General features: G+C 52.2%; 13 protein-coding genes. 2 read left to right on the forward strand and 11 right to left on the reverse strand.

The window, feature by feature from the left end; translation table 11 throughout:
* Positions 1-10: 10 nt before the first annotated feature.
* From RGQ30_RS13665 to RGQ30_RS13690, 6 genes are all read right to left on the reverse strand, one after another.
* Positions 11-697 carry an amino acid ABC transporter permease gene (locus RGQ30_RS13665; RefSeq protein WP_130557693.1) on the reverse strand — a complete coding sequence of 229 codons (687 nt, stop codon included), beginning with the start codon at positions 695-697 and terminating at the stop codon, positions 11-13.
* Positions 697-1,437, reverse strand: a complete 741-nt coding sequence (locus tag RGQ30_RS13670) for an amino acid ABC transporter permease (protein ID WP_130557692.1) — start codon at positions 1,435-1,437, stop codon at positions 697-699. The genes RGQ30_RS13665 and RGQ30_RS13670 overlap by 1 nt, the downstream gene beginning before the upstream one ends.
* Before the next feature lie 92 nt (positions 1,438-1,529).
* Entirely contained in the window at positions 1,530-2,429 is a 900-nt protein-coding gene (locus RGQ30_RS13675; protein ID WP_130557691.1) for a transporter substrate-binding domain-containing protein, read from the reverse strand.
* Positions 2,430-2,506: 77 nt separating this feature from the next.
* A complete protein-coding gene (aspA, locus tag RGQ30_RS13680) occupies positions 2,507-3,925 on the reverse strand; it encodes an aspartate ammonia-lyase (protein ID WP_130557690.1) in 1,419 nt (472 codons plus the stop codon).
* 147 nt (positions 3,926-4,072) lie between these two features.
* The gene (locus tag RGQ30_RS13685; RefSeq protein ID WP_130557689.1) at positions 4,073-4,984 is read right to left on the reverse strand and encodes a LysR substrate-binding domain-containing protein; all 912 of its coding nucleotides are present in this window, start codon (positions 4,982-4,984) and stop codon (positions 4,073-4,075) included.
* Entirely contained in the window at positions 4,965-6,803 is a 1,839-nt protein-coding gene (locus RGQ30_RS13690; protein WP_130557688.1) for an ABCB family ABC transporter ATP-binding protein/permease, read from the reverse strand. The genes RGQ30_RS13685 and RGQ30_RS13690 overlap by 20 nt, the downstream gene beginning before the upstream one ends.
* A gap of 84 nt (positions 6,804-6,887) precedes the next feature.
* Here RGQ30_RS13690 and RGQ30_RS13695 point away from each other — a divergent pair, with 84 nt between their 5' ends.
* Positions 6,888-7,706, forward strand: a complete 819-nt coding sequence (locus tag RGQ30_RS13695) for an SDR family oxidoreductase (RefSeq protein WP_130557687.1) — start codon at positions 6,888-6,890, stop codon at positions 7,704-7,706.
* Positions 7,707-7,729: 23 nt separating this feature from the next.
* Here the strand turns inward: RGQ30_RS13695 and RGQ30_RS13700 are convergent, their stop codons facing one another.
* Positions 7,730-8,131 carry a hypothetical protein gene (locus RGQ30_RS13700; protein ID WP_130557686.1) on the reverse strand — a complete coding sequence of 134 codons (402 nt, stop codon included), beginning with the start codon at positions 8,129-8,131 and terminating at the stop codon, positions 7,730-7,732.
* Between the two features lie 146 nt (positions 8,132-8,277).
* Between RGQ30_RS13700 and RGQ30_RS13705 the strand changes: the two genes are divergently transcribed.
* Positions 8,278-8,682 (forward strand): acyl-CoA thioesterase, encoded by a 405-nt coding sequence (locus RGQ30_RS13705; RefSeq protein ID WP_338284511.1) that lies wholly within the window; start codon positions 8,278-8,280, stop codon positions 8,680-8,682.
* Positions 8,683-8,744: 62 nt separating this feature from the next.
* On the opposite strand, the gene RGQ30_RS13710 is transcribed toward RGQ30_RS13705, so the two are convergent.
* From RGQ30_RS13710 to RGQ30_RS13725, 4 genes are all read right to left on the reverse strand, one after another.
* A complete protein-coding gene (locus RGQ30_RS13710) occupies positions 8,745-9,620 on the reverse strand; it encodes a GntR family transcriptional regulator (protein WP_298216965.1) in 876 nt (291 codons plus the stop codon).
* Positions 9,621-9,774: 154 nt separating this feature from the next.
* Positions 9,775-11,277 (reverse strand): tripartite tricarboxylate transporter permease, encoded by a 1,503-nt coding sequence (locus RGQ30_RS13715; protein WP_130557684.1) that lies wholly within the window; start codon positions 11,275-11,277, stop codon positions 9,775-9,777.
* Positions 11,278-11,279: 2 nt separating this feature from the next.
* Positions 11,280-11,732: a tripartite tricarboxylate transporter TctB family protein gene (locus RGQ30_RS13720; protein ID WP_130557683.1), complete on the reverse strand. Its 453-nt coding sequence runs from the start codon at positions 11,730-11,732 to the stop codon at positions 11,280-11,282.
* 20 nt (positions 11,733-11,752) lie between these two features.
* Positions 11,753-12,730 carry a tripartite tricarboxylate transporter substrate binding protein BugD gene (locus RGQ30_RS13725; RefSeq protein WP_130557682.1) on the reverse strand — a complete coding sequence of 326 codons (978 nt, stop codon included), beginning with the start codon at positions 12,728-12,730 and terminating at the stop codon, positions 11,753-11,755.
* Positions 12,731-12,970: the final 240 nt, after the last annotated feature.

The raw sequence follows: 12,970 nt of genomic DNA on the forward strand, positions 1-12,970 counted from the left end.
TGCTCTCCTGCTATCGAATAATTTGGGTTTTCTTCTGAAGCGCCTTGACCAGCATCGACATGCTGAAACAGATCGCCAGATAGACCAGGGCCACAAAGGTGTACATCTCAACCAGAGAGCTGTCGCGTTGTGCGATTTTGGACGCAGCGCCCAAGAAATCGGTGACTGACAGTACATACACCAGGGATGTGTCCTGGAACAAAATGATGGTTTGGGTCAACAACACAGGCAACATGTTGCGGAAGGCTTGAGGCAGAATGATCAACCACATTGACTGGCGATAGTTCAAACCCAAAGCTTGCGCAGCTGAAACCTGGCCGCGTGAAATACTTTGAATACCGGCCCGCATGATTTCGCAGAAAAATGCTGCTTCAAACATGATGAACGTGATGTAGGCCGAACGGTCTGGCCCAACCTGTGGCGGACGCTCATACCCCATGACCGACTGCAGAACCACCGGCACCAGAAAATAGAACCAGAAGATCACCAGAATCAAGGGAATAGACCGCATCAGGTTCACGTAACCCGCCGCGATCATGGCCAAGGGTTTGATACTCGACAAACGGGCCAAAGCCAGCAAGGTACCAAAGAAAATACCCCCAAGACACGCCACCACCGTCAGTTGCACGGTGTAGCCAAGGCCTTGCAGCAGATAAGGCAGAGAACCCGTAATTGCGCTGAAGTCAAAATCGTTCATTATTTGCCTCCCGCAATGAAGCCAGGCACTGCTGTACGTCGCTCAATCAAAGCCATCACCCGGTTCATGGTCATCGCCACAATCACGTACAACACGGTGGCAGCAATATAAGCTTCAAAAAACGCAAATGTGACTTCACCCATTTCACGGGTCCGGAACGTCAACTCTGTCAAGCCGATGGTCAAAGCCACCGATGTGTTCTTGATCAGGTTCATGGACTCGGACGTCATGGGTGGGATGATGATGCGATAAGCCATCGGCAAAAGTACAAACCGGTAGGTTTGCGCCTCAGTCAGTCCAAGTGCGTAGCCCGCAGCCCGCTGGCCGCGCGAAAGGGAAAGAATGCCCGATTTCACCTGTTCAGCCACCCGTGAAGCGGTAAACAGGCCAAGACAAACTACAGCAGCCAGAAACTGGACAAAGGTCGGATCTTGTTCAATCGACCAACTTTTCAGAGCCGGGATGAATTCGGGAACCACAAAATACCAGAGAAAAAATTGCACGATCAGTGGAATGTTGCGAAAGATCTCAACATAAGCATTGCCCAGGAAGGCCAACGGTTTGTTCGAGGCGGTGCGCAACACACCCATCAGGGAACCCACAGAGAAGGCGATGACGCCCGCAACTGCAGAAGTGGCAAGGGTCCAAAGCAGGCCGGAAAACAGCATTTCCCACCAAACCAGGGTTTCACCTTCCACGATCGGCTGAAAAAACAACAGCCAATTCAGGTCGCTATTCATTTAGATACTCCCGAGTCGAATCTCGGCCAATACAAGGAAAAGGCCGGCATACGTTTGCAAACGCTAGCCGGCCTGTGTCGAACCAGGTCGTATTATTTCACGCCTTGGTCATTGGGGTTCGCCAACGCTGCCTTCAGTTCAGCAGACATCGGGAAATTCAGGTTCACGTTCTTTGGAGGAATCGGGTTCATGAACCACTTGGCATACATTTTTTCCACATCACCGGACTTGATCAGGCCGTTGATCGTTCCATCAACAACTGCCTTGAAAGGTGCATCGCCCTTGCGAACCATGACGCCGTAAGGCTCTACGCGCAATACTTCGGGCAGGAACATGAATTCATCAGGATTCTTGCTGTTCGCAACCAAGCCAGCAATCAGAATGTCGTCCATCACGAAAGCTTTTGCGCGGTCATTGGCCACCAACAAGAAGCTTTCAGCATGGTCTTTGCCGTAAATTTCCTTGAAATTGATGTTGGCACCTTTCTCGTTTTGCTTGATCAGCTGAACGGAAGTGGTACCCGATGTAGTGGCGATGGGCTGTCCATCCAAATCAGCAAGGCTTTTGATGCCGCTGTTTTTCTTGACAACTACTTTCACGCCAGTCACGAAGGTAGTGTTGCCGAAAGAAACTTGTTCCTGGCGAGCGACTGAGTTGGTCGTTGAACCACATTCCATATCAACTGTGCCGTTTTGAAGCAAGGGGATGCGGTTTGCAGAAGTAACTGGTTGCATTTCCACTTTCAGGTCAGGCATTTTCAGCTTGGTTTTGACCGCATCAACAATTTTGTTGCACAGGTCCATGTGGTAACCAATCGGCTTCTGATTGTTGTCCAGGTATGAAAACGGAACAGACGACTCACGGTATCCAACCACAATTGTTTTTGTGTCGGAGATTTTTTTCAAAGTACCCGTAAGGTCTTGGGCAACTGCGGGCTGCACTACGGCAACAGTGGCCACGGCCAGCGCTGCTGCAAGAAGATTCCTTTTCATTTTTGCTCCTTGAATGAAAAATTTAAAGCACGAAGTGTGCAAACACCCTCCGAAACGCGAATTTCCGCGCGGCGGTATTAGAGTTTTATTCTCCGAGGACGGGTGAGAACCTCGGGTCTGAGTATTTCACTCAACTGCTGCTCTGACAGTAAGCCCTTTTCAAGAACAAGGTCGGAAACTTTCCTTCCGGTTTTCAATGCAGTTTTTGCGATCTCAGATGCTTGATCATAGCCTATGTAAGGGTTGAGGGAGGTAGCCAGACTGGCTGATTCCTCCACCCTTTGACGCAAAAGTGACTCATTTGCGGTAATCCCTAATACGCAATTCTTGGTCAGGGTTTTACAAGCAGCTGTCAGGTGATAAATGCTTTTGAACAAACTCCACGCAATAATGGGTTCAAAGGCGTTCAATTGGAGTTGGCCTGCCTCGGCGGCCATGGTCACAGTGACGTCGTTTCCGATGACCTCGAAGGCCACCTGATTGACCACTTCAGGAATGACCGGATTCACCTTGCCTGGCATGATGGACGAACCTGCGGCACGCGGGGGCAGATTGATTTCATTCAAGCCGGCTTGCGGACCAGACGAAAGCAGGCGCAAATCGTTACACATCTTGGACAATTTGACGGCCACGCGCTTCAGTACGCCCGACAACTGCACAAAGGAACCCGTGTCTTGTGTGGCTTCAACAAGGTCCGCGGCCGTGACCAGGCCCAACTGGGTTATTTCTTCAAGGTAATGGCGCGCGCGGGATGCATATTCCGGATCGGTGTTGATGCCCGTGCCAATGGCCGTGGCACCCAGGTTGATTTCGGAAATCAGGCTGGTGGCTTCACGAAGGCGCAAGATATCTTCGCCAATCATGACTGAGAAGGTTGCAAATTCCTGCCCCAAGGTCATAGGTACAGCATCTTGCAACTGAGTACGACCAATTTTCAGGATTTTGCGAAATTCAAAGGATTTTTCACCAAATGCCTCGCCGAGCTCTTCCATGGCAGCCAACAAACCTGTGATGGCATTGATCAAACCGATTTTGACTGCAGTGGGGTAAACATCGTTGGTGCTTTGGGATGCATTGACATGTTCAATCGGGTGAACCAACTTGTAATCGCCCTTCTTTCCGCCCAGAATTTCAATGGCGCGGTTGGCGATAACTTCATTGGCATTCATGTTGGTCGAGGTACCGGCACCACCCTGAATGACATCCACCACGAACTGGTCATGAAGTTTGCCGGTACGGATTTCTTTGCAAGCCTGCGTAATGGCTTTGGCCAACTCGGGGGGGATTGTATCCAGATCGGCATTGGCCTTGGTTGCCGCCCACTTGACGGCGGCAAGCGCGTTAATTAGTTCAGGCGCGTTGTAAAGCGGGAAGCCGGTGATTTGATAGTTGTCGAGTGCCCGGCTGGTGTGAACGCCCCAGTAAGCCTCTGCGGGGATCTTCTTTTCACCCAGAAGATCTTTTTCGACGCGATGTTCCGACTGCTGCTTAACCATGCGATCCCCTGATGGAAATTTGAATGAAGGTCATGCTAAATCTTTGGTGCATTTCCCTCCAATACATAATTGGCATTAAAGCATGCAATTCTTGCATACACAAAAGACCCCCTGATTGGGTAGTGCTTGGATGGGTAGGCGACCGAGCTAATCAGGCCAATAGTGCCAAGCCAGATCGGCCTGCTCATTGCCAGCGTTAAGCTCTCGGTTGCGTTGACTGCGGCGGTACAGGCGTACTTCCATGTCGATGAAGTAAGGTCCGGTGATGCAACACAGACCGGAATCACCAGACACCGCACTTTCCGGCAACCACGCCACCCCTAGCCCAGCCTGGCACAGGGACTTCAGGCTTTCTGACATATCGGTTTCGTACAGTGTTTTTTTCAGAAACACCGGACCTGCTTCAAAAGCCATGTCAGTCATCTTGGACAAGTAAGCGTGCTTGGAATAGGACAGAAAAGGCACGGGCAATGGTGCGAGGGGATCAAGTGCATAAAGCGGCTTGCCGAAGGCATCTTTTGCCGTGTAAGGCGCAAAACGCTCCACGCCCAAAAGACGAAACTCGAATTTGCCCGGGTCCAACTCAATAGGCTCTCGACTGTGGTGATAACACACCAGAAAATCGCTTGCTCCGTCGGTGAAGTAAAGTACTGCATCGTGCACGTTGCTTGCAGTCAATTGAAAACTGAGATCGGGTAACCGATCGGCCAGCTTGGCCTTTAGTGTACTGATCCAGTAAGGGGCCTTGCTGCAAGCCAGCGTATGAGGTACAACCAAGCGGATCGGGTGTCGGCTTTGAAGGCTGCCGCCCCGCACAATGGTGCGGGCTTGGCGAATTTGCTCAAGCATGGCGAGGGCCTGTTCATAAAACACTTCTCCCTGGGCGCTGAGTCTCGTGGGGTATGAACCCCGGTCAATCAACTCGCAGCCAAGCCAGCCCTCAAGCGCCTGAATTCGACGCGAGAAAGCAGGCTGGGTCACGCATCTCAAGTTGGCCGCTTTCGAAAAGTTCTTGGTTTGGGCCAGGGTGATGAAGTCTTCAAGCCATTTCGTTTCCATGGGCAGACGCGTTCGGTTGACTGTGCTGTTGAATCAGCCACATTCGTGCGTATTCACCATTCTTGTCAAGTAGTGATTCATGGCTGCCACTTTCCAGAATTTCCCCCTGCCCCATCACTAGAATCTGGTTTGCATGAACCACCGTGCTTAAACGGTGGGCGATGATCAAGGTGGTGCGGTTGCGCGACAAGGCTTGCAGCTCTTGCTGAATGGCCCGTTCCGAGCGCGAGTCGAGTGCTGAAGTGGCTTCATCAAAAATCAGGATTGCCGGATTTTTCAGGATGGTTCGTGCAATGGCCACGCGCTGTTTTTCTCCCCCGGACAACTTCAAACCGCGCTCACCAACCTGGGTTTGGTACCCATCCGGTTGGCTGAGAATGAATTCATGGATGTGCGCGGCTTTTGCAGCCGCTTCAATTTCATCCTGGCTGGCATCAGGCCGACCGTAGGCGATGTTGTAGGCGATGCTGTCGTTGAACAGCACAGTGTCCTGAGGAACGATGCCGATATTTTTGCGAAGGGAGATCTGGGCAACATCACGAATGTCTTGCCCGTCAATCAGGATGGCGCCGCTGCCCACCTCATAAAAACGATACAGCAGGCGGGAGAGCGTTGATTTTCCGGCGCCGCTGTGACCGACCACCGCAACAGTGTGCCCGGCAGGCACCGAGAAAGAGAGATTTTTCAATACTTGGCGCCGCTCGTCATAGGCAAAACCAACGTTGCGAAACTCGATCGCCCCGCCATTTACCTTCAAATCGGGTGCATCGGGCTTGTCTTTGACTTCAAGATTCTCATCCATCAGCCCAAACATGCGCTCGATGTCAGCCAGGCTCTGCTTGATCTCGCGGTAAATCACACCGAGGAAGTTCAAGGGGATGTAAAGCTGAATCATGAATGCATTGACCAGCACCAGGTCGCCCAAGGTCATGCTGCCATCGAGAACACCTGCTGTGGCGCGCCACAACACCAAAGTGACCGCAAGTGCAATGATTGCACTTTGCCCGGTATTGAGCAGAGTCAGTGATTTCTGGGAACGTATGGCAGCTTCCTGCCAGGCAGTCATGCTCTTGTTGTAACGCTGGGATTCAAAAGCCTCGTTACCGAAATACTTGACTGTTTCATAGTTGATCAGGGAATCCACCGACCGCACATTGGCCTTGGAATCGAGTTCATTCATGGTGCGGCGAAAATGCAGGCGCCATTCGGTGATCTTGACTGTGAAAAAGATGTACAGCGAAAGCGCCACTGCAGTGATGACTGAAAACCAGATGTCGTAATTGAAAAACAGGTAGCCCACCACGAGAACAATTTCAATCAGTGTGGGCAGGATGCTATACAGGGTGTAGCTGACCAAGCTTGAAATGGCACGTGAACCGCGTTCGATGTCACGGGTGACGCCCCCGGTTTGACGGTTGAGGTGAAACCGCAACGACAGGGCATGCAAATAATCGAACACCTGAATGGCAATGGACCTAACTGCATTTTGGGTGACCCGTGCAAACAGCAGTTCCCGCAGCTCGGTAAACAGGGTCGTGGAAAGTCGCAAGGCGCCGTAGGCCACCAACAAGGCCACTGGCATTGACGCAGCAGCCAACAGGGCATTGCTTTGCAGCAAAGGGGTCAAGGTGTCGATGATTTCCTTGAGCAACAGGGGCACGCCAACGTTGGCGACCTTGGCCAGCACCAGGCAGGCGATTGCAAAGACCACCCTCCACTTGTATTCCCACAGGTAAGGCAAAAGCTGGGCAATGGTGCCCCAGTCGCTTCGTTTTCGGGATCTTGGCGGGGCGGATTCCACCGGTGCAGTTCTGCGCATGCGATACTTCTCGATACAAAAAAATGAGGCGATGGTGAATGCTACCACCCGCCTCGCCCAACACGACGCAGGAGACAAATTCAAATGACAAGTATTCAAGACAAAGTGATTGTGATCACGGGTTCATCCGAGGGCATTGGCGCAGCGCTAGCCATCAAGCTGGCTCCCGGCAACAAACTGGTTCTTGCTGCAAGGCGCATGGACAAATTGCAGGAAGTCGCCAAACAGGTGCAGGCTGCCGGCGGGCAAGTTCACTGCGTGGCGTGCGATGTCACCGAACAGGCTCAGTGTGAAAACCTGGTGGAAGAATCGGTGAAAGTGTTCGGTGGCATTGACATGGTGGTGAACAACGCAGGTGTTTCAATGCATGCCTGGTTTGAGGACATCACCGACCTGGGCACATTTGAGCGCCTGTTCCGCGTGAATGTGATGAGCATGGTCTGGATTACCCACAAAGCCCTGCCCTATATCAAGAAAGCCAAAGGCCTGATTGTCGGTGTTTCCAGCCTGGCTGGAAAAACCGGTGTGCCTGCACGCACCACCTATTGCACCAGCAAGTTCGCAATGAGCGGTTTCATGGAAGCCTTGCGCATTGAACTGATGGGCACAGGCGTGGATGTGTGCGCCATTTTTCCTGGGGTGGTGGACACGGAAATTCGCCGCAACGGCCTGAACCCGAATGGCGAACGTGCCGGCGTATCGGGCCTGCGCGAAAAAGGGGCCATGACCGTTGAACAATGTGTGAACGAGATTGTGGACGCCATGGCCGAGCGCAAGCGCGAATGGGTCATGACGGCAAAAGGTCGCTTGGGCCTGAAACTGAAACCCTTTGTGCCCGCGGTGATCGACAAAATGGCCAAGGACGCACTGGACGACGAACATGGCGGGAAAAAATCTGCTTGAATTCGAGTTTGGACGGGCCCGGTTCAGGCCCCAAACAGAATAACGGCCTGAACCACAGCCCCCAATACCGCCAAGACAACCACCACACCCAGCACGGTAACCGCTTTGCGATTGGCCTCGATTTGCGCAACCAACTGGGTGTTCTGGCTGGCCAGTTCCTTGATGACCTCGGCAGATTGAACCACCTGGCTTTGAAGCTCAACGATGGCCTGTTGTGCCTCAAACAACTGGTGTTCAAGGCGTCCAATTGCACCGATGTCGGTGGCCAGCACGACGCCGGTTGTGTTGCTTTGACCTGATTCTGACGACTTTTTTCTGGATACGCTGTTCCACAGCTTGACTGCACCGTCTGCCACTTTAGGTGCATTTTTAATCACCTCGCCCCAAGGCACCATCTGCAATACTGCCACCCAAGCTACAGCCATAATTTCCTCTTATGATCCAGTCAACAATGGGCCATTATCGCGCTTTTCAGGCGAAGGCATTGGTAACGGGCACCTAGAATAAAATGCAGACTCTAGAAGGTCAGCGTTACAATCCAGCATTCATCCAATAAAAAGAACCTGACTACATGACCACCGACAAACCAATCCTGCTACCTGTAGACCGTGAACCGGTCATTCGTGTGATCCCCATGCCCCGTGATTCCAATGCATCAGGCGACGTTTTTGGTGGCTGGATTATGGCGCAGGTTGACTTGGCTGGGTCGGTGCCTGCCACCGCACATGCCAAAGGTAGGATTGTGACCGTGGCTGTGAATGAGTTCGTGTTCAAGGAACCGGTGTTTGTCGGTGACTTGTGCAGCTTCTATGCAGAAGTGGTGAAGGTTGGTCGAACGTCCATGCAGATTTACGTGGAAGTTTTCGCACAGCGCCGCTTGAAACCAGATGACGTGGCCAAGGTTACCGAAGCCTACATTACTTATGTGGCTGTCGACGAGAACCGGAATTCACGGCCTGTGGAGCCATTGAATTAGGCTCTTGAACAGTTGAGCAGGTCGGCGACCAAATGGCTTTGGTCGCCTTGCTCGCTTTGAGCCTAGAAGTGACTGAGGTCCTGCTGGTGCATCTCGAACGCAAACTCAACCTCGTTCACGTGCTGCCAGGAACTTTGCCCCTTGGCCTGTTTTCGCGACAGTTCGATCCGGTAGTCATACCGGTCGGGGCGATACAAACCTTTCAGTACCTGCACCGGCCTGCCGTTTTCATCGTAAGCCACGCGTGAAATGGCCAACAGGGGCGCGCCGACGGGTACACCCAAAGCATAGGCAACCGATGCATCGGCCAGGCGCGCCGAGATGGTTTGACGAGCCTTGGCCACTTTCACCCCAGCCTCTTCCAGCAAAACCAATATCGGAAATTCTCGCAAGCGCCTGCGACAAATACGGCCAGACAAATCCTGCGGTATGAAACTGGTCAGGTGGGCAACCGGCTGTCCTTCAATCTGACGAATACGGATCAGTTTTTCCACAATGGCGTCGCTGGGCAAATGCAGCAGGGTTGCAATGTCAGGTGGAGGAAGAATGCGTTTGGAGGTGATCAGCTGGAGATCGGAAGAGTCGCCACTGGCTTGCAGACGCATGGCAGAAGCACTGAGCAACTGGCTTTGGCCAACGGAGGAATTGCGTGACTCAGTGCGGGGTTTGACAAAAGTACCCTTGCCACGGCCCCTTGCCACCAAACCTTCCTTCACCAGGTCTTGCAGGGCCCGACGCATGGTGACCCGGGACACATTGAATTGTTCTGCAAGCACCAGCTCACCTGGCAAGGGCTTGGTGTCGTAGTGTCCCTCAATAATGCGTTCGCGAAGAATCAGGTAGATCTGGTGATAAAGAGGCACGACCTGATTGGGGTCCAATTTACTGTCCCCGAAGTTCGATTCTTCGTGAAGTGCGGAGGGAAACTGACTGTCCATGGGTACTGTCCAAGTGCTGCTGAAATGCTGCATAGATAATACAACACAATGCAACACAATTCATACTGCTGCGATAGTACAAAAAAGTGAAAGGGCTGCCCAAACCGAAGTTCTGGCAGCCCTTGTGTTGCATCAGGACACGCTTGGTAGCGGATTACTCTTCCTGAAAGGCCTCTTCACGCTTTTTACGAATCGAAGGCAAAAACACCACAATCAAGGCGATCAGTGCGATAGCCAGCATGGTTGCACTGATTGGACGGGTAACCAGTACGGAGAAGTCTCCACGCGACAGCAGCAAGGCCCTGCGCAGGTACTCTTCCATCATGGGACCCAGGATAAAACCCAACAGCAATGGGGCTGGTTCACATTTCAGTTTTGAGAAAATGTAACCCAACACACCAAACCCGGCCAGCAGGTAAACATCAAACAACTTGTTGCCCAGACTGAACACACCGATACAGCAGAAAACCAGAATCATCGGGTACAGGTAATGGTAAGGGACCGAAATCATCTTGACCCAGATACCAATCAAGGGCAGGTTCAAAACAACAAGGAACAGGTTACCGATCCACATCGAGACGATGATGCCCCAGAACAATGCAGGCTGTTCGGTCATGACCGCAGGCCCTGGCGTGATGCCCTGAATAATCATGGCGCCAATCATCAGTGCCATGACCGGGTTGGAAGGAATACCCAGTGTCAGCAAGGGAATGAAGGAGGTTTGCGCACCGGCATTGTTGGCTGACTCCGGACCCGCTACGCCTTCAATGGCACCTTTGCCAAACTGTTCCGGTGTTTTCGAAATCTTCTTTTCGATGGAATAGGAGGCAAACGAAGCCAGCATGGCGCCACCGCCGGGCAAAATACCCAACAAAGACCCAAGACCTGTGCCCCGTATAATTGGCCAGGCCATGCGCTTGAAATCTTCCTTGCTGGGCATCAAGCCTTCAACTTTGGAAACCATGGCAGAACGAAGATGCTCTTCCTCCAGGTTCTTGATGATTTCACCCAGACCGAACATGCCCATGGCCAGAATCACGAAGTTGATGCCTTCGGCCATGTAAGGGGTGTCGAAGGTGTACCGCTCCAGGCCTGAGTTGACATCGGTACCAGCCATGCCCAGTAACAAACCCAGCACAATCATGCCAAATGCCTGCAACAGGGAACCGCTGGCTAAAACTACCGAAGCAACCAGACCCACAACCATCAAGGAAAAGTATTCAGCTGCACCGAACTGCAATGCAATATCGGCCAGGGGAGGAGCAAACAGGGCCAGCAAGACCGTGGCAAATGTACCCGCCACGAAAGAACCAATTGCTGCGGTAGCCAACGCTTTACCAGCCTTGCCCTGGCGTGCCATTTGATAGCCATCCAGTGCGGTAACCACCGACGACGATTCCCCCGGCAAGTTGACCAGAATGGCCGTGGTGGAGCCCCCATACTGCGCGCCGTAATAAATGCCGGACAACATGATCAAGGACGACACTGGCGGGAGACCAAAGGTGATAGGCAACAGCATGGCAATGGTTGCCGTGGGGCCCAAGCCAGGCAGTACACCAATGGCAGTACCCAGAAATACACCGATCAGGCAAAACAGCAGGTTGTTGACCGTGAATGCTGTTTCAAGACCGAGGGATAAGTTAGAGAGAAGTTCCATGTTTACATTCCAAACCAGGACCCGAATATGGGCAGAGGAATTCCCAGGCCTTTAACAAACACCAGGCTGCAAAATACTGCCGCGCCCAGTGCGATGCCAAGGGTGAACTTCCAGTTAAAAAACTTGCTGGCAAGGGCTGAAATAAAAAATACCGCAATAACAGCAATAGCCAGACCCGCGCCCTCTACCAGCAATGCAAATGCGACGATGGAAAGGGTCACAAAAATAATTTTGGAAAAAGCAAACCCTTGAAGTGGTTCGCCTTCAACAATGAAAGAACGAATGAGGGATATCAAGCCGATGACAATCAGCAAACCACTCAACACCACGGGAAAATAGCCTGGGCCCATGACAATGGCGGTGCCCATTTCGTAGTCACCTGCCATATACAAAGCTGCTACACCAATGATCAGGTATAGCAGCCCGGCCCAAAAGTCGCGTAAGTCTTTTGGCATTTTAAAATCTCGGTAATTGATCAGTCAGCGTACTGGCCAGCTTTTTCGATGATAGGTTTCCAGCGTGCGATTTCAGCATCGAGGTGCTTGCGCAAGGCGGCAGGCGTGGCTTGATCCTGTGCTACTGGCTCGGTACCCAATTCAGCGAAACGTGCAATGACAGAAGGATCCTTCAATGCAGTTTGTAGCGACTTGCTCAGGCGATCAATGATTGGCTTTGGTGTGCCTTTGGGGGCATACAAACCGTGCCAAACGCCCACTTCGAAACCGGGCAGACCCGCTTTGTCCAAAGTTGGCAGATCAGGCAAGGAAGCAACCGGCTTTTTGGTGGTTACGGCGTAGGCCTTGATCTTTCCGCCCTTGATCTGGCTGGTGGTGTTGGTTGTCTGGTCGCACATGAAATCAACCTGACCACCCAAGAGGTCGTTCATTGCGGGGCCGGTGCCTTTGTAAGGCACTGTCGTGAGGTCGACACCCACGGCGGTCTGGAACAACATGCCGCACAGGTGCGAGGCGGATCCAATGCCAGCGTTGGCATAAGTCACCTTGTCTTTGTTGGTCTTGATGTAAGCCAACAGTTCCTGCATGTTTTTGGCTGGCATGTTGCTACGGGCAACGATGGTCATTGGCACATCGGTCACCAAGCCAATTGTTTCGAAGTCAGTAGATGCGTTGTATGACAACTTGCGATACAGCGAAGGCGCGGTGGACTGACCAATGTGATGCAGGAAAATGTTGTAACCATCTGCAGGTGAACGTGCAGCCTTGCCGGCAGCCAAAGTTCCACCAGCACCACCCAGGTTTTCAACAATCACTTGTTGCCCAAGGTCTTTGGACATGGACTGTGCAATCAAACGGCCTACCGTGTCCGTTGGGCCACCGGCTGCAAACGGAATCAGCATGGTAATGACTTTGGATGGATAGGGATCAGCAGCTTGTACTGAACCCACCAGACCCAACAGGGCCACTGCCAGAACGGACTTAATTGATTTCTTCACGGAACTCTCCTTGTGATTGGTACCAGATGGTATTGAAATGCCTGCTTTATTCTTCTTGTGATTTCTGCATTGACTCTGCAGGTGGATGGAGTATCAGCATGCGGTGGATGGGCAGCAATTGTGGTTTTCCATATACGCAGAAACCACAGGGGGCAATCGTGATGAACTGGACGGGATTTGACTTGGGGAGTTTTCTGGAAAAATCAGAATGTTTTTGTTTAATAAACTAACTATAAAGCT

It is taken from the genome of Limnobacter thiooxidans, from assembly GCF_036323495.1.
Lineage (GTDB): Bacteria > Pseudomonadota > Gammaproteobacteria > Burkholderiales > Burkholderiaceae_B > Limnobacter > Limnobacter thiooxidans.